The organism is Paeniglutamicibacter kerguelensis, from assembly GCF_017876535.1.
GTDB classification, from domain to species: domain Bacteria; phylum Actinomycetota; class Actinomycetes; order Actinomycetales; family Micrococcaceae; genus Paeniglutamicibacter; species Paeniglutamicibacter kerguelensis.
Genome location: NZ_JAGIOF010000001.1, coordinates 2,680,319 through 2,697,230, shown reverse-complemented (window position 1 = coordinate 2,697,230; position 16,912 = coordinate 2,680,319). Strand labels below are relative to the sequence as shown.

At 64.2% G+C, this 16,912-nt stretch carries 15 protein-coding genes and 1 tRNA gene; 10 read left to right on the top strand and 6 right to left on the bottom strand.

All coding sequences use genetic code 11. The annotated features are described in order from the left end of the window. Positions 1–85: 85 nt before the first annotated feature. Positions 86–1,123, bottom strand: coding sequence for an EamA family transporter RarD (gene rarD, locus JOF47_RS12380; protein WP_209998734.1), 1,038 nt, complete (start codon positions 1,121–1,123; stop codon positions 86–88). 343 nt (positions 1,124–1,466) lie between these two features. Between rarD and JOF47_RS12375 the strand changes: the two genes are divergently transcribed. Beyond that, positions 1,467–2,864 carry an FAD-dependent oxidoreductase gene (locus tag JOF47_RS12375; protein WP_342592766.1) on the top strand — a complete coding sequence of 466 codons (1,398 nt, stop codon included), beginning with the start codon at positions 1,467–1,469 and terminating at the stop codon, positions 2,862–2,864. Between the two features lie 217 nt (positions 2,865–3,081). Here JOF47_RS12375 and JOF47_RS12370 read toward each other — a convergent pair whose 3' ends face one another. Beyond that, the gene (locus JOF47_RS12370; protein ID WP_209998732.1) at positions 3,082–4,554 is read right to left on the bottom strand and encodes a catalase; all 1,473 of its coding nucleotides are present in this window, start codon (positions 4,552–4,554) and stop codon (positions 3,082–3,084) included. 51 nt (positions 4,555–4,605) lie between these two features. Next, complete coding sequence (locus JOF47_RS12365; RefSeq protein WP_209998723.1) at positions 4,606–5,025, bottom strand: Fur family transcriptional regulator; 420 nt, start codon at positions 5,023–5,025, stop codon at positions 4,606–4,608. Between the two features lie 81 nt (positions 5,026–5,106). On the opposite strand from JOF47_RS12365, the gene JOF47_RS12360 reads away from it, so the two are divergent. From JOF47_RS12360 to efeB, 5 genes are all read left to right on the top strand, one after another. Then, positions 5,107–6,474, top strand: coding sequence for an MFS transporter (locus JOF47_RS12360; RefSeq protein ID WP_209998720.1), 1,368 nt, complete (start codon positions 5,107–5,109; stop codon positions 6,472–6,474). Between the two features lie 52 nt (positions 6,475–6,526). Next, positions 6,527–7,399 (top strand): zinc metalloprotease HtpX, encoded by an 873-nt coding sequence (gene htpX, locus JOF47_RS12355; RefSeq protein ID WP_209998718.1) that lies wholly within the window; start codon positions 6,527–6,529, stop codon positions 7,397–7,399. 433 nt (positions 7,400–7,832) lie between these two features. Then, complete coding sequence (gene efeU, locus JOF47_RS12350; protein WP_209998709.1) at positions 7,833–8,678, top strand: iron uptake transporter permease EfeU; 846 nt, start codon at positions 7,833–7,835, stop codon at positions 8,676–8,678. 33 nt (positions 8,679–8,711) lie between these two features. Further along, on the top strand, positions 8,712–9,869 hold the full coding sequence (gene efeO, locus JOF47_RS12345; RefSeq protein ID WP_209998707.1) for an iron uptake system protein EfeO: 1,158 nt from the start codon (positions 8,712–8,714) through the stop codon (positions 9,867–9,869). 6 nt (positions 9,870–9,875) lie between these two features. After that, positions 9,876–11,171 (top strand): iron uptake transporter deferrochelatase/peroxidase subunit, encoded by a 1,296-nt coding sequence (efeB, locus tag JOF47_RS12340; protein ID WP_209998699.1) that lies wholly within the window; start codon positions 9,876–9,878, stop codon positions 11,169–11,171. Positions 11,172–11,294: 123 nt separating this feature from the next. Here the strand turns inward: efeB and JOF47_RS12335 are convergent, their stop codons facing one another. Next, positions 11,295–11,783 carry a YajQ family cyclic di-GMP-binding protein gene (locus JOF47_RS12335; protein WP_209998697.1) on the bottom strand — a complete coding sequence of 163 codons (489 nt, stop codon included), beginning with the start codon at positions 11,781–11,783 and terminating at the stop codon, positions 11,295–11,297. Between the two features lie 158 nt (positions 11,784–11,941). On the opposite strand from JOF47_RS12335, the gene JOF47_RS12330 reads away from it, so the two are divergent. Beyond that, positions 11,942–12,023 (top strand) — tRNA-Tyr (locus JOF47_RS12330). Between the two features lie 155 nt (positions 12,024–12,178). Here the strand turns inward: JOF47_RS12330 and JOF47_RS12325 are convergent. Then, positions 12,179–12,592 carry a hypothetical protein gene (locus JOF47_RS12325; RefSeq protein WP_209998695.1) on the bottom strand — a complete coding sequence of 138 codons (414 nt, stop codon included), beginning with the start codon at positions 12,590–12,592 and terminating at the stop codon, positions 12,179–12,181. A 192-nt stretch (positions 12,593–12,784) separates the two neighbouring features. On the opposite strand from JOF47_RS12325, the gene trxA reads away from it, so the two are divergent. After that, entirely contained in the window at positions 12,785–13,156 is a 372-nt protein-coding gene (gene trxA, locus JOF47_RS12320) for a thioredoxin (protein WP_209998693.1), read from the top strand. Positions 13,157–13,163: 7 nt separating this feature from the next. On the opposite strand, the gene JOF47_RS12315 is transcribed toward trxA, so the two are convergent. Further along, entirely contained in the window at positions 13,164–14,156 is a 993-nt protein-coding gene (locus tag JOF47_RS12315; RefSeq protein WP_209998690.1) for a DNA-3-methyladenine glycosylase family protein, read from the bottom strand. Positions 14,157–14,267: 111 nt separating this feature from the next. Here JOF47_RS12315 and JOF47_RS12310 point away from each other — a divergent pair, with 111 nt between their 5' ends. Both JOF47_RS12310 and JOF47_RS12305 read left to right on the top strand, forming a co-directional pair. Next, positions 14,268–15,644, top strand: a complete 1,377-nt coding sequence (locus tag JOF47_RS12310; RefSeq protein WP_209998688.1) for a cystathionine beta-synthase — start codon at positions 14,268–14,270, stop codon at positions 15,642–15,644. Positions 15,645–15,658: 14 nt separating this feature from the next. Further along, the gene (locus tag JOF47_RS12305; RefSeq protein WP_209998685.1) at positions 15,659–16,825 is read left to right on the top strand and encodes a cystathionine gamma-synthase; all 1,167 of its coding nucleotides are present in this window, start codon (positions 15,659–15,661) and stop codon (positions 16,823–16,825) included. Positions 16,826–16,912 lie beyond the last annotated feature (87 nt).

The window sequence follows — 16,912 nt, the reverse complement described above, 5'->3', positions numbered from 1 at the left end:
GGAGGTTGTTCAGGGCTTTGAACAACCATCCAGCCCCTTTCTTCATGCCCGGAAATCGACGGAAACCCGGTGCATGGTGCGGAGCTTACTCCTTGTCGGCGGAAGACTCTGCCGCGGTGATGCCCGTGGATTCGCGCGGGGCCTTGTTCTTCGGCGGGAGCGGGGCGATGGCCGCCCGGGCCGCGCGATCGCGGCGCGGCTGGCGGGCCATGTCGATGCACAGCAAGATCACTGCCACCCAGACCAGGCAGAAGCCAACCAGGCGCTCGGGCGGCATCGGTTCGTTGAACACCGTCAGGGCCACGATGAATTGGAGGATCGGGGCCAGGAACTGCAGGGTGCCCAGGGTCGTCAAGGGCAGGCGTCGGGCCGATGCGCCGAAGAGCAGCAGGGGGACGGCGGTAATGACGCCGCTGGCCACCATGAGCCAGAAGTGCGCCGGACCCGCGGAAATCACCGTGTCCTGGTTCGAGGCGATGAGCCATGCCATGACTCCCAGGGCGGGAATGCTCAGGACGGCGGTTTCCACGCTCAACGAAGTCAACGCGGTGGCGGTGCGACCCACGCGGTTTTTCACGAAGCCGTAGAAGCCAAAGGAGAAGGCCAAGGTCAGTGCGATGTACGGGACATTGCCGTAGGCAAAGGTCAGGGTGAGAACCGCGGCCAGGCCGAAGCCCATGGCGACCCACTGCATCGTGCGCAGTTTTTCCTTCAGGAAGATGACGCCAAGCGCCGTGGAAACCAGCGGGTTGATGAAGTACCCCAGCGATGCCTCGACAGCATGCCCGTTGAGCACGGCAAAGGTGTAGGTCAGCCAGTTCACGGCAATCAGCACCGAGGCCACCGATAGCCGGATCATTGCCTGCCTGTCGCGCCCAAGCGCGAACAGCTGCTGCCAGTTCCGGGTCAGGCTCAGCAGGATGGCACAGAACACCAGTGACCAGACGATCCTGTTGGCAACGATTTCCAACGGCGAGGCAATGCCGATGGTCAGGAAGTACAGCGGCAGCAGACCCCACAAGCCGTACGCTGTGAGCCCCTGTATCAAGCCGGCGTTGCGTTCGGACGCCGGTGAGACCCCGGCGCCTGTACTCGTGGTTTTGAGGGTACTCGTTTGGGTCATGATTGACTCAACAGGGAAAACATTGATTCCATTCCGTGCTGCCGTGCAAAGCAACAAAAAGTTCGGGCATTTTCGTGGGTGACAAAAGGTATCTGACTAGTACCAACTCACTTCTTGGCTGGCGGTGCGAGCCAACGGAGGACTGCCCACACTTCAGCCTACAGTTCGATCGTTCCTGCGCGGCGACATCGCCCGCACCCAACCCCGCATCCCGGCCCGGAAAATGCCACGTGGGAACGTGAGTATGCGCACACCGGTTCCCACTTGGGAGCCAATCCCAATTAGACTATGTAGCTGTGCACTAATTTGCGCGCCCGTGTACATCCTCCGGAAGGAACCCCTCGTGTCCGATTCAGCAGTACGTCCGCTCCGTGTCGCCATCATCGGGGCGGGTCCGGCCGGCGTCTATGCTGCCGACATCCTCACCAAGGCCGAGCGCGAGTTCGAGGTCAGCATCGACCTGCTCGACGCCTACCCGGCTCCCTACGGCCTGATCCGTTACGGTGTTGCCCCGGACCACCCGCGCATCAAGGGAATCGTCAACGCCCTGCACAAGGTGCTTGACCGCGGCGACATCCGCTTCCTCGGCAACGTGACCTACGGCCGCGACGTGACTCTGAGCGACATCCGCGACATGTACGACGCCGTCATCTTCGCAACCGGCGCCATCAAGGACGCGGACATGAACATCCCGGGCATCGGCCTGGAGGGGTCCTACGGCGCCGCGGACTTCGTGTCCTGGTACGACGGGCAGCCCGACGTGCCGCGCACCTGGCCGCTCGAGGCCAAGGAAATCGCCGTGCTCGGCAACGGCAACGTGGCGCTGGACGTGGCCCGCGTGCTCTCCAAGCACGCCGAGGACCTGCTGGTCACCGAGATCCCGGAGAACGTCTTCGAGGGCCTGAAGGATTCACCCGTCACCGACGTGCACATCTTCGGCCGCCGCGGCCCCGCCCAGGTGAAGTTCACCCCGCTGGAATTGCGAGAACTGAGCCACAGCCGCGACGTCGACATCGTGCTCTACCCGGAGGACTTCGAATTCGACGAGGCCTCCGATGCCCTGATCAAGTCGAACAACCAGGTCAAGACCATGGTCAACACGCTGACCAACTGGATCGTCGAGGAGCAGGACACCGGCGCCTCGCGCCGTCTGCACCTGCACTTCCTGCACAACCCCGTCGAAGTCATCGGCGAGGACGGCAAGGTCGCCGGCATCAAGTTCGAGCGCCAGGAGCTGGACGGAACCGGAAACGTCAGGGGAACCGGCGAATTCGTCGACTACCCGGTGCAGGCCGTCTACCGCGCCATCGGCTACTTCGGCTCCGAGCTCGCCGAGCTCGAGTTCGACGAAAAGCGCGGGGTCATTCCCAACGCCGGGGGCCGCGTGCTGGATGGCAAGGGAACACACGTTCCGGGCCTCTACGCCACCGGCTGGATCAAGCGCGGCCCGGTCGGCCTGATCGGCCATACCAAGGGCGACGCCCTGGAAACCATCGGCAACCTGCTCGAGGACCGCATGGAACTGCCGCCCGCCGTGAACCCGAGCGAGGATGCAATCATCGAACTGCTGCAGTCCCGCGGCGTCGAATTCACCACCTGGGAAGGGTGGAAGAAGCTCGATGCGCACGAGATCGCCCTCGGGACCGCGGCAAGCCCGACCGAAACCTCGGTTGGCCCGGTGGAGCGCACGCGCATCAAGGTCGTGGACCGCGACGAGATGGTCAAGATCTCCCGCGACTAGGGCCCAACCCCACGCAGCCGATGCCCGCGTCCTCGAATGATCGAGGACGCGGGCATTTGCCTTGTCCGGGGCTTGTTCGTTCCGACGACCCGGCGGCGTGCAGGGAGCGGGCCACCGGCGGGCATTCGCGGCGATGCGACGAAGGGCCCCAACTCCGGGTGGAGGTGGGGCCCTTCGCTTGGTTGGCTAGGTGCCGGCCAAGTCCGCGGTGCGGGACTTAGTTGGCTGCCACGCCGTTCAGGCTTGCTGCGTAGGCGTCGCGCAGGATCTGGCCGAGGTTCGCATCGACGTTCGTCCAGTACTGGAAGAAGCCTTCGCGGATGGACTCGATGGTGATGCCCTGGCACTGGCCCAGCAGGGTTGCGTGGAAACGCTCCTTGGACTCTGCATTGTAGACCTCGCGGTACAGGGTACCGGCCTGGCCGAAGTCGTCGTCTTCCGAGCGCAGGGTCTGTGCCGCGCGGACCAATTCGCCGTCGGTCTCCCAGCCGCCCTCACCGGCGCGCTCTGCATCGGCGGACGGGCCACCGAAGGAGTTCGGGGTGTAGACGCGGGCCTCCGGGTCGTTGAACAGGTACTGCATGGCACCTTCGTGCATGTAGTTGTTCACCTTGGCGGCGTGCGGCTGGTTGACCGGCAACTGGTTGTAGTTGGCGCCGATGCGGTTGCGCTGTGCATCCGGGTAGGAGAACACGCGGGCCATCAGCATCTTGTCGGGGCTGATGTCGATGCCCGGAACCAGGTTCGACGGGGAGAACGCTGCCTGCTCGATCTCGGCGAAGAAGTTGCGCGGGTTGCGGTTCAACGTGAAGTGGCCAACCGGGATCAGCGGGTAGTCCGCGTGCGGCCAGACCTTGGTCATGTCGAACGGGTTGAAGCGGTAGGTCTTGCCCTCTTCGTACGGCATGACCTGGACCTTGACGTCCCAGGTCGGGAAGTTGCCGGCCTCGATGTTGTCGAACAGGTCGCGACGGTAGAAGTCGGCGTCCGAACCGGCAAGCTTCTCGGCTTCCTCGGCACCGATGTTGTGGACACCCTGGCGGGAGATGAAGTGGTACTTCACCCAGAAACGCTCGCCCTCGGCGTTGATCCACTGGTAGGTGTGCGAGCCGTAGCCGTTGAGTTCACGCCAAGAGCGGGACAGGCCGCGATCGCCCATCAGGTAGGTCACTTGGTGTGCGGACTCGGGGGAGTGGGTCCAGAAGTCCCACTGCATGTCGCCATTGCGCAGGCCGGAGGCGCCCATGCGCTTCTGCGAGTGGATGAAGTCCGGGAACTTGATGCCGTCGCGGATGAAGAAGACCGGGGTGTTGTTGCCTACGACGTCGTAGTTGCCCTCGGTGGTGTAGAAGCGAAGTGCGAAACCGCGCACGTCGCGCCAGGTGTCGGGGGAACCCTGCTCGCCGGCAACCGAGGAGAAGCGCAGCAGCGTCTCGGAGTTGGCGCCCGGCTGGAAGACTGCGGCACGGGTGTACTTGGAAACGTCTTCGGTGACGAAGAATTCACCGAATGCTCCGCCGCCCTTGGCGTGTGGGTTGCGCTCCGGCACACGCTCGCGGTTGAACGAGGCCAGCTTTTCGACAAGGTAACGGTCGTGGAGGGCGGTGATGCCGTCCGGACCGCTGGTCAGCGAGTGCGCGTCGCTGGCGACCGGCGCACCGCTCTGGGTGGTGGTGAAGTTCTCGCTCAAGAGACTCTCCTTCTGTTTGGGTTGGTAACTCTGCAGTGCAACGGACTTGCTCTAGGAATCCGCTGCTTTCCTGCAGTCTTCACAGATGCCCTGGTAAAGGACATCGGCAATCTGGATGGCCATGCCATGGTCGTCCGAGGGGGTCAGGCAGGGGGCGTGGCCCACCGCGCAGTCCACGTCCTCGACCCGGCCGCAACCGGTGCAGATGGCATGGTGGTGGTTGTCATTCACGCGGGTTTCGTAGAGTGCCGCGGAATGAGGGGGAGTGAACCTGCGCAAGATGCCTTGCTCGGTTAGATCATTAAGCACGTTGTAGACCGACTGGATCGAAACATCAGGCAAATCGCTGTGAACTTTTTCCACAACATCTTCCGCCGAGGAATGCGGATGCCGGTCAAGGACCTCGAGCACGGCAAGGCGGCCGCGGGTTACCCGCAGCCCTAGATCCCGCATCTGTGTCGAATGGTCCATGTGAACTATTCCACACGCTTATTTTGAATAAGTCAAGATAAGCGGGCTGTGTGGCGTGTCATGCGTGGCTAGACTCGTTGGGTGCCACGAATCCTTGCTGACCTGAGTCCACTACGCGAAAGCCCGGCATTCAAGAGGCTCTGGATCGGCAATGCGCTCTCCGCGGTAGGCGGGCAGTTGACGCTTGTGGCGGTCAGCCTGGAGGTTTACGAGCTGACCCAGTCAAGCCTCTACGTGGGCCTGCTTGGCGCCTTCGCCCTGGTTCCCTTGGTGCTGACGGGGCTCTATGGAGGCTCGATCGCCGATGCCCACGACCGGCGCAAGGTGGCTTTGGCCTCCGCCTTCGTCCTGTGGGCGGCCACCGCCGCGATCGCGGCGCAGGCATGGCTCGGCGTGGACAACGTCTGGGTGCTCTACGGCCTGGTGGCCGTCCATTCGGCGGCTGGCGGAATCAACCAGCCGGCCCGCGGCGCAATCATCCCCGCAATCGTCGGCCTCAAGCTCCTGCCTGCCGCGAACTCGCTGAACATGGTCACCTTCGGAATCGCGCAGATGGTGGGACCGCTGCTGGGCGGAATCCTGGTGGCTCGGATCGGCTTCGGCTGGACCTACGGAATCGACGTGCTGACCTACACCGCCGCCGTATGGTCCGTATACATGCTCCCGGCACTGCCGCCCAACGGTAAGGCCGGGCAGGCGGGGCTGCGGTCGGTCGTCGAGGGATTCCGTTTCCTGGGCACCCAGCCCAACGTCCGCATGACGTTCCTGATTGACTTGGCGGCCATGGTGCTTGCGGCCCCGCGGGCCCTGCTTCCGGCCGTGGGCGCCGTGCTGATCGGCGGCGGGGAACTCACGATGGGCCTGCTGCTTGCCGCCACAGCCATGGGGGCATTCCTGGCCGGGCTGTTCTCGGGCCCGCTGGGACGCATCCGCCGTCAGGGAGTTGCGGTGTTCGTGTCAGTGGTGGCCTGGGATGTGAGCATCGGGGCCTTCGGATTGGTGGTGCTGTTGGCTTCGCGCCAGCCGCTCCCTGCCGGCGGGGAGGCCAGCGCCTGGCTGTGGCCGGCCGCACTGTGCATGGCCGTGGCGGGTGTTGCCGACGCGATCTCCTCGGTCTTCCGCACCACCATCCTGCAAACCGCGACCCCGGACCATCTGCGCGGGCGGTTGCAGGGCGTGTTCATCGTGGTCGTCGCCGGCGGCCCGAGGCTGGGCGAGATGATCTCCGGCGGCGTGGCCGGCGGAATCGGCGAGGGCGCAACGCTGCTCCTTGGCGGGATCGCCTGCGTGCTCGCCGCGGCGCTTCTCATGCGTGCACAGCCCGGATTCCTGCGCTACGACTCGCGCCACCCCACGCCCCGAAGCATTCCCAGAGCCGCCGCACCCCAAACTCCCGGCAACATCCCAGCGGGGAACAAAGACTCACCAAGGCACGTTGACTACAGTTGATACAACAAGCGGTGCATGAAGCCGTGAACCGTTCTTCGAGGAGAAAACCACAGTGCACAATCACAACAACGGTCTGAAGACTGCGGGGTTGCTTGGTGGCATGTTCGCCCTGTTGCTGGCCATTGGCGGTCTGTTGGCTTCGGGGACCGGAAGCAGCAGTTTCATCTGGATCTTTGCGCTCATCGGCCTGGCCACCACGGCCTATGGCTACTGGAACAGTGACAAGATCGCCATCCGCTCCATGCAGGCCTACCCGGTCACCGAGGCCGAACAGCCTGCCATGTACAAGATCGTGCGCGAGCTTTCGGCAGCGGCCCAGCAGCCGATGCCCCGTCTCTATGTCTCGCCCACGGCCGCCCCGAACGCGTTTGCCACGGGCCGCAACCCGCAGAATGCGGCGGTGTGCTGCACCGAGGGCATCCTGCATTTGCTCAACGAACGGGAACTTCGCGGGGTGCTGGGGCACGAACTCATGCACGTCCATAACCGCGACATCCTCACCTCCTCCGTGGCCGCAGCGGTGGCAGGCGTCATCACCTCGCTGGCCCAGTTCCTGCTCTTCTTTGGCGGCGGGGACCGCCGCAACGCCAACCCGCTGGCCATGATCGCGATGGCACTGCTGGCCCCGCTGGCTTCCACCGTGATCCAGATGGCGATCAGCCGCACCCGCGAGTACGACGCCGACGAGGACGGGGCCAAGCTGACCAACGACCCGCTGGCGCTGGCCTCGGCCCTGCGCAAGCTCGAGGGTGGAGTTCAGCGCGCCCCGTTGCCGAGCGACGACCAGCGCCTGGTGAACGCCTCGCACCTGATGATCGCCAATCCGTTTGCCGGGGGAGCCCAGAAGCTTTTCTCCACCCACCCGCCGATGGACGACCGTGTGGCTCGCCTGGAAAAGATGGCTGGCCGCCCGCTGGGCTACTAGCCCAGTCAGGGTGGCACCGGGCAAAACAGCCTTTCGCTCCCGTTTCCCCGTTACTGGGGAAACGGGAGTTTTTTCATGGCCAGGCCCGCGTTCCTGAGTTGGCTCTCCGACTGCCGGACGGCGGCCATTGCCGTGCCTCAAAACTGTGGAAACCCGGCTCAAAACAGCCGTAATCTAAGGAAATGCCGAATCGTGAACACGATCGGACGGTGGTCCGTATCGCCAAGTGAAGCTTCGGAAAGCTGTGAGCGGAAGCCTCAGCGGGTTGAGCGGCACACTTTGTTACGTCGCTTTCGGTTTGCGGCTTGAAGTAAGCAGGGCGTAACCTCATTAGGCAATGGGCATGTGGCCTATTGGCACCAGTCACGCCTAATGGGTGGGGCGCCGCAGTGTCGGTGTCTGCCGGTTGACGCTGAACCCACGAAGGTAAATCATGACCGCGAACTTTCTCATCGGCCTGCGCGAAGGGCTCGAAGCTGTCCTTGTAGTTGTGCTGCTGTTGGCATACCTGCAAAAGACCGGACGGAATGAGCTTATTCCCCGGATTTTCGCCGGAGTCGGCATCGCCGTTGCGGTTTCCCTGGGGTTCGGCGCACTACTGACCTTCGGGCCGCGCGGGCTGACCTTTGAAGCCCAGGAAGCGATCGGCGGCAGCCTGTCCATCGTTGCCGTGGGATTCGTGACGTGGATGGTCTTCTGGATGGCGAGTGCATCCAAAACCCTGGCCGCGGACCTTCGCGGGAAAGTAGACCAAGTGGCCGAAGGCTCAGCCTGGGGGCTGGTCCTGGTGGGGGCGTTCGCGGTGGGCCGCGAGGGCCTGGAAACAGCAATGTTCCTCTGGGCCGCAACCCGTGCCACGGGTGAGACCTGGCAGCCGTTGTTGGGCGCGACACTGGGCATCATCGTAGCCATCGGCCTGGGTGGGCTGTTGCAGCGAGGAGTCCTGAAGATCAACCTTTCCAAGTTCTTCACCTGGACCGGCGCCGCCCTGATCATTGTTGCCGGCGGCGTCCTGGCCTACGGCGTCCACGACCTTCAGGAGGCGGCAATCCTGCCGGGCCTGCACAACCTCGCTTTCGACGTTTCGCACATCATCGCCCCGGGCAGCTTCCTGGGAACGCTGCTCAAGGGCGTATTCAACTTCTCACCAGCGACCACATGGCTCGAGGCAATCGTCTGGGTTGCCTACGTGGTTCCCGTGACGTTCATTTTCTTCCGCCGGATCGCTGCGCCAAAGAAGGCCTCGCGGGTCGCATCTGGCGCAGCCCGCACCGTCTAGTTTTCACACCACTTTCACACCCAAGGAACCCTCATGAAGCTTGCCCGACCCCTTCACTTCACCGCGGCCGTTTCGGTAGCGGCGCTGGCCCTGACCGGTTGCACAACCAACACCCCGTCCGCCGAAGGCGACGGAGCCATCCAGGTCACCAGCACGGCCGATGCCTGCACGCTCTCCGCCGGCACCGCGCCGGGCGGAACCATGAAGTTCTCCGTCAAGAACGAAGGCACCCAGGTGACCGAGTTCTACCTGTTGGCCGAGGACGGCCTGCGAATCGTCGGCGAAGTTGAAAACGTGGGCCCGGGACTCAGCCGTGACCTCGTGGTCATTGCGCCGGAGGGAAAGTACTTCACCGCTTGCAAGCCGGGCATGGTGGGCGACGGCATTCGTGCCGCTTTCGCCGTGACCAAGGCGCCGGAAGGGGAAACCGTCAGCGCCGACCGCGCAGCGCTTCAGGCCACCGCCGTGAGCCTGTACTCCGCTTACGTCAAGGACCAGGCGCAGCAGCTGGTCGAGGGCACCAATGAATTCGCCGAGGCTTTCGCCGCGGGGGATGTCGACAAGGCCCGTGAACTCTACCCTGCCGTGCGCATGCACTGGGAACGCATCGAACCGGTCGCCGAGTCCTTCGGCGACCTCGACCCCATGTTGGACGCACGTGAGGCCGACCTGGAAAAGGGCGACCCCTTCACGGGTTGGCACCGGGCCGAAAAGGACCTGTGGGCACCCAAGGGCTACACCGCCATGACGCAGGCCGAACGCCAGAAGCTGGCCGACAAGATGGTTGCCGACACCATTGACCTCAACAACCGCACCCGGGAACTGACCTACACGCCCGACAAGCTGGCCAACGGCGCCAAGGAATTGCTGGATGAGGTTGCCACCGGCAAGGTCACGGGCGAAGAGGAGTTCTTCTCGCACACCGACCTGTGGGACTTCCAGGCAAATGTCGAAGGTGCGCGCATCGCCTACGAGGACCTGCGCCCGTTGCTGACCGAGAACGACGCCGAGTTGGATTCGGCCCTGGAAACCAACTTCGCCACGCTGCAGGGCCTGTTGGACCAGTACAAGAAGGGCGATGGCTATGTCCTCTACACGGATCTGACCCCCGCCCAGATCAAGGAGCTCAGCTCGGCCGTGGACGCGCTGGGCGAGCCGCTGTCCAAGCTCACCGCCGCAGTGGTGAAGTAGCACCCGATGGACAAACCCAAGGACGTCGCCAACGACGACAAGCCGAAATCGCGGGGCATCAGCAGGCGCGGCCTCTTTGGCGTTGCCGGTGCCGGCGGAATCGGCTTGGCCGTTGGCGCCCTGGGCGTCAATGCGGTCAACGCGGCCACGGACCCCAAGCCAGCCGGCACGATCGTCGACTTCTACGGGGATCACCAGGCCGGCATCGTGACCGAGGCGCAGGACCGCATGCACATCGCTGCGTTTGATGTCACGGCAAGCACGCGCGAATCCCTGGTTTCCCTGCTCAAGGACTGGACCGAGGCGATCGCTGCGCTGACGCAGGGACGCGAGATCGGGGAAGGTGCCACCGACGGCAACTACGATGCCCCGCCGGACGACACCGGTGAGGCTCTGGACCTGGGCGCCAGCCACCTGACCGTGACGGTCGGATTCGGCCGGACGCTCTTTGAGAAAGACGGCAAGGACCGCTACGGCCTGGCCGGGAAGCTGCCCGAGGCGCTGATCGATCTGCCTCACTTCGTCGGTGACGCCTTGGAGGAGGGACGCAGCGGAGGCGACCTGATTGTCCAGGCCTGCGCCGACGATCCCCAAGTGGCCGTGCATGCCGTGCGAAACCTGGCAAGGATCGCCTTTGGCAGGGCGAGCGTGCGTTGGTCCCAGATCGGTTTCGGCCGTACGTCATCGACCTCCACGACCCAGGCGACGCCCCGGAACCTCTTCGGCTTCAAGGACGGCACCGCAAACCTGAAGCAGGAAAACGCCGACCTGGTCAACCAGCACGTGTGGGTGAGCGATGCCAGCGGACCGGAAGCATGGATGAACGGCGGAACCTACATGGTTGCGCGTCGAATCCGCATGCACATCGAAATCTGGGACCGCACGTCCATGCGCGAGCAGGAAGGCCTCATCGGCCGCACCAAGAAGGAAGGGGCGCCGCTCTCGGGCGGCGGGGAATTCACCGAGCCGGACTTCGGTATGCAGGGCCGCGAGGGACCGCTGATTGCCGTGGACTCGCACGTTTCGATTGCGCACCCGAACCACAACAACGGGGTGCAAATGCTTCGTCGCGGCTTCAACTACACCGACGGCTCGGACGGGCTGGGCAAGTTGGACGCAGGGCTGTTCTTCATTGCGTTTGTCGTGGATGCGAGGACGCACTACGTCCCCATGCAGTCGGCAATGGCCAGGAATGACGTCCTTTCCCTCGAGTACTTGCGGCACACCGGATCGGGCCTCTTTGCCGTTCCGCCGGGGGTCAAGCCCGGAGGATACCTGGGCCAAACACTGTTCGAATCCTGATTTTGGCGCCGCGGTTCCCGGTGCGGTAGCAGTCTGGACCACGCACTGCTCAATCCTGGAATGCAGATGGGCCCGCCACCTCGAATCCGAGGTGGCGGGCCCATCGTCGCTATCAAAGGCGGGTTAGCGGAAGTTCACAAACTGAAGATCCGCATCTTCGAAGGTCCGCAGCAGTGCCATGGTGGCCTGCAGGTCGTCGCGGGACTTCGAGGAAACGCGCAGTTCGTCACCCTGGATGGTGGACTTCACACCCTTGGGCGCTTCGTCGCGGATGAGCTTGTTGATTTTCTTTGCAACATCCTGGGCAATGCCCTCAACGATGGTTGCCTCGATGCGGTATTCCTTGCCCGAGGGGTAGGGTTCGCCGGCGTCCAAGGACTTCAGGGAAATGTTGCGCTTGACCAGCTTGGACTGCAAAACGTCGAGAACGGCCTTGACGCGTTCCTCGGAGTTTGCCTTCATCAGGATCTTCTCGCCGCTGAAATCGACCTCTGCGCCGACGCCCTTGAAATCGTAGCGCTGCACGATTTCCTTCTGGGCCTGGTTCAGTGCGTTGGACACTTCTTGGCTGTCGACCTTGCTGACAACATCAAAGGTTGAATCGCTCGCCATGGGAGCCTCCTATGAGTAGAGAATGGGCTTTGAATACAAGACTACCGGGGTGCCGCAAATGCCCAAAAGTTGAGTGTGGGGCAGCTCACGTGCCACCCGATTTTATCTTTCGGAAAAAGTCATGTAGAGTTTCTACTCGTTCCGAAGGGAACAAATTCGGCAGATTACCCGAGCGGCCAAAGGGGGCTGACTGTAAATCAGCTGGCAACGCCTTCACTGGTTCGAATCCAGTATCTGCCACGAATGAAGCTCGAGTCCAAATCGAAAGATTTGGACTCGAGCTTTTTTCATGCCCAAATTCACCCTTATTGCTGCAGCGGCTTCCGCCGGTTGGCGCCCCGTAGCCAATGTGCCCCACCCGATACCTTGAGGTGGCTGAGGAATTTGCCGGAGACCTAAGCCGCCATGCGCTCACCCATGGGAACCACAAATACATCCCAGAGCAACATCATGGAGTCGCCCGGAGCCTGCAACACCGCGTTGTAATGCGCCCACTGCCATTCGGTCGCCCCGTTGTCAGCCTGCGGCTTCGGAGGGCAGGAACCCGGCGTCAACCACGTGTTTCCATCCCAGATGGCCTGGAGGGACCCCACGGCCGTTGCCGCCGCGCTGGGATCGTTCAGCGGGGAGGGATATGAAACGCGCTTCTGGATCCGGGACGCAGGCGCAATGGCAAACGGCATTGAATCGGTGATGGCCAGGTCCACGGGCAGCCCGTCGACATAGCTTTCGGCAAGCAGCATTCCCTCGGAGAGTGCCTTGCGCCCGGATTCGCCGGTGGTGATCAGCAACAAGGTGCAGCGTGTCATGGTCCGTTCCCTTCATTTTCCAATGGGTTCCCCTTGAGGATAGAAGCGCGGAAAGGGGAATGGGACGGCGGCGCCGGGGTTGTGGATACGCGCCACTTGCGCACCCGATGGGCCGGTGCGGCGGTGTGGTGCCCAAGACCACAAATTGGGGATAACTGAAGCATGAACGGCTGTAAGCGGTACCGTGGAGGTATGGCTACCATCAATATCACCGAAGCTGAGTTCACTACGACACTGGAAGAAAATGACATTGTCTTCGTAGATTTCTGGGCTGAATGGTGCGGACCTTGCCGCCAATTTGCCCCTGTCTACGAACAAGTTTCGGCAAAATTCCCGGACGTAAAATTCGCCAAGGTCGACACCGAGGCCGAACAAGGCCTGGCACGTGCCGCAAACATCACTTCCATCCCCACCCTGATGGCCTTCCGCGACAAGGTGCTCGTTTTCTCGCAGCCCGGTGCGCTGAATGCCTCGCAGCTCGACGACCTGGTTGTTGCGGTCAAGGGCATCGACATGGAACAGGTTCACGCACAGATCGCCGAGCAGGAAGCACAAGCTCAGTAACTGCGCTTCAGCGGCGCCGGTGGTCCATCGGCGCCAATCTGGGACCGAAGGCCTGCTTGCGCACCCCCGAGGCTCCCAAAAGCCTGACCACGCGCTGCCGGTGTCCCGCATAGGGCGCCAGCAGCCGGAGCATCCCCGCATCATCAACCCTGCGCCCGGTCAGGACCTGGCCGACGAAGGCCGCCAAGTGGTAGTCGCCGACGGAAACGTGGTCCGGCGCCCCGTGCGTGCGTTGCAGCACCTCTGCGATGCTCCAAGGGCCAATCCCGGGAATCGAGCCCAGCGCGGCGTCGATGGTCCCGGCCCCCAAGACACCCTCGCGTTTGCTCCCCAGCGCCAGTGCGCCCCAGCGTTCCAGGCTCGAAGCAAGGGCGGCAGCCCGCACTGCCGTGGAAGACCGCTTGGCATCGACGCGCGCCTGGTGCCACTGCCACGGTTGCAGCGAACGGACCGCAGCTGGGGTGGGAGGCAGGCGCATGCCGGCCGGCGCGGGGGCAGGCGGGACCTCGCCCACGGCGAGCGCGAGGTACTTCCACGCGTAGTGGGCCTCGATGACCGTTACCTTTTGCTCGAGGATGGCGGGGAACAGCGCGTCGAAGATGCGCCCCGTCGCGGGGAAGCGCAGCCCGGGGTTCACCCTGCGGGTTTGTGCGACAACGGGCGGCACGATTTCCCTGAAGGCAGGAGCTTCAAAGGCGCTCCAGTCGTCGTGGGCGCCGACCAACCGCAGGCCCTGGGCCACGGCAGTTTGCGCTCCCGGGCCCCATGCCTGCAGCACCACCTCCGAATGCAGACCCTCCGTGCGGGAGACGCGCAGGGTGACGGGGCCCTCGGTGGTGCGGAAACACAACCAGGCCTGGGATGCGCCCACCCGGGTGGTGGGGTCCTGCGGGCCGCGCTGCAGGATGGAAAGAGTCGACCGCAGCGAGTAAGGTCCCTGCGGATCCCAAACGGCATGCGCATCACTGGGGGGAAGCTGGTGTGCAACATCGAGGACCATGGTTCAATCCTCCCACCGGCCCCGCACCGGGTGTTACGCGGCCCTGCCGCTCATGAAGAATCACTACGTATCGCCGCGAAATTGTTACGCTGCGCCGGTAGAGTGTGCGCCATGAAGTACGCTCGCACAGTCCTTGACCTGATCGGCAACACGCCACTGGTTCAGCTCAACGCAGTCACCGCCGGAATCGAGGCAAAGGTACTGCTCAAGCTCGAATACCTGAACCCGGGAGGGTCCATCAAGGACCGTATCGCCCTGAAAATGGTTGAGAAAGCCGAGGCCAGCGGGGAACTGCAGCCCGGCGGCACCATCGTGGAACCAACCAGCGGAAACACGGGGGTCGGACTGGCCATGGTGGGCCAGCTCAAGGGGTACAAAACAATTTTTGTCACCCCGGACAAGGTCGGCGAGGAAAAGCGCGACGTGCTGCGTGCCTACGGTGCAGAGGTCGTTGTCACCCCCACCGCGGTGGCACCCGAATCACCGGAGTCCTACTACGGGGTCTCCGACCGCCTGGTGCGGGAAATACCGGGGGCCTACAAGCCCGACCAGTTCTCGAACCCCGCGGCCCCCGACAGCCACTATGAATCGACTGGCCCGGAAATCTGGGCCGACACCGACGGCACCGTCACCCACGTGGTCATCGGCGCCGGCACCGGCGGAACCATCACCGGCACAGGGCGCTACCTCAAGGAAATCTCCGCGGACCGCCCCGGCGGCCCCGTCCGGGTCATCGGCGTGGACCCCGACGGCTCCGTGTACTCCGGCGGCACCGGACGACCCTACTTCGTCGAAGGCGTGGGGGAGGACATGTGGCCGGACAACTATGACAAGTCCGTCCCGGACGAGGTGCTGCCCGTGGGGGACGCCGAGGCATTCGAGATGACCCGCCGCCTGGCCAAGGAAGAAGGCTTGCTGGTTGGCGGCTCGTCCGGCATGGCGGTGGCTGCTGCCCTGCGCCTGGCCCGCGACCTGCCCTCCGACGCCGTGGTGGTTGTCATCGCACCGGACGGCGGACGCGGCTACCTGGGCAAGATCTTCAACGACGCCTGGATGCGCTCCTACGGGTTCCTGTCCACCGAGGGGCAGGACACTGTGGCCAAGCTGCTGGGGTCCAAGGACATCAGCCTCCCGGACCTGGTGCACGTGCACCCCAACGAATCGGTGCGCGACGCGATCGGCATCATGAACGAATACGGGGTCTCCGCCCTTCCGGTGCTCAGCACCGAGCCGCCCGTGCGGCTGGGGGAGGTGCGCGGCTACATCGACGAGCGCGCGCTCACCGAGAAGCTCTTCCGCAATGAAATCTCCCTTACCGACCCGGTCGGTCCGCTGGCGACCATCCCGCTGACGATGATCGGCGTGCACGAATCCATCGACAACGCCCGCACCCTGCTGGCAGACCACGACGCACTGCTGGTCACCCACGACGGCGAGGCCGTCGGGGTGGTCACCCGCCACGACCTGCTGACCTACCTCACCCACTAAGGACACCCGACACCATGAGCGAAAACACCCACGCCAACCAGGGCTTCAACACCCGCGCCGTCCACGCCGGCCAGGCCTTCGAGCCGCGCACCGGCGCCGTCGTGCCCCCGCTGCACTTCTCCTCCACCTACGCCCAGGACGGCATCGGCAACCTGCGCGCAGGCTACGAATACGGCCGCGGCGGAAACCCCACGCGCGACTCCCTGCAGGAACAGCTTGCAGCATTGGAGGGCGGCACCCACGCCTTCTCCTTCTCCTCGGGCCTCGCCGCGGAGGATTCGCTGATCCGCGCGCTTGCGGTGCCGGGGGACCACATCGTGCTGGGCAACGACGCCTACGGGGGAACCTACCGGCTGATCTCCCGGGTGCTCGGCGGCTGGGGGATCGGCAACACCCCGGTGAACATGGCCGACCACGCGGCGCTCGCCGAGGCCATCGCCGCGAACAACACCAAGCTGGTCTGGGTGGAGACCCCGTCGAACCCGATGATGCGCATTTCCGACATCGAGGCCATCGCGAAGATCACCCACGATGCCGGCGCCCTGCTGGTGGTGGACAACACCTTCGCCTCCCCGTACCTGCAGCAGCCGCTGGCCCTGGGCGCGGACGTGGTGGTGCACTCGACGACCAAATACATCGGCGGGCACTCGGACGTGGTCGGCGGCGCCGTGATCGTCAAGGACGCGGAGCTGGCGGAGAAGATCGGCTTCATCCAGTTTGCCGTCGGCGCCGTCTCCGGCCCGATGGACGCCTTCCTGACCACCCGCGGGCTGAAGACCCTGGGCGTGCGCATGCGCACACACTCGGAGAACGCCATGGCCGTTGCCAAGTGGCTGGCCGGGCGCCCCGAGGTCGAGGCCGTGCACTACCCGGGCCTGGAGGACCACCCGGGCCACGCGCTGGCCAAGAAGCAGATGCGCGATTTCGGCGGCATGGTCTCCGTGCAGTTCACCGGCGGCGAGGCCGCGGCCCGCACGGTGGCCGAGGCGACCCGCATCTTCACCTTGGCAGAGTCCCTGGGAGGCATCGAATCGCTGATGAACTACCCCTCGGAAATGACCCACGCCTCGGTGAAGGGCACCGAGCTGGCGGTTCCGGTGAACCTGCTGCGCCTTTCGGTGGGCATCGAGGACACCGCGGACCTGATCGCGGACCTGGAGCAGGCGTTCGCCAAGCTCTGACCCCGGCTCCACCCCGGTTTCAGGGGCAACCTGGACACCAATGGCCGGGGCCCGCGCGGAAAATTCCGCGCGGGCCCCGGCCATTGG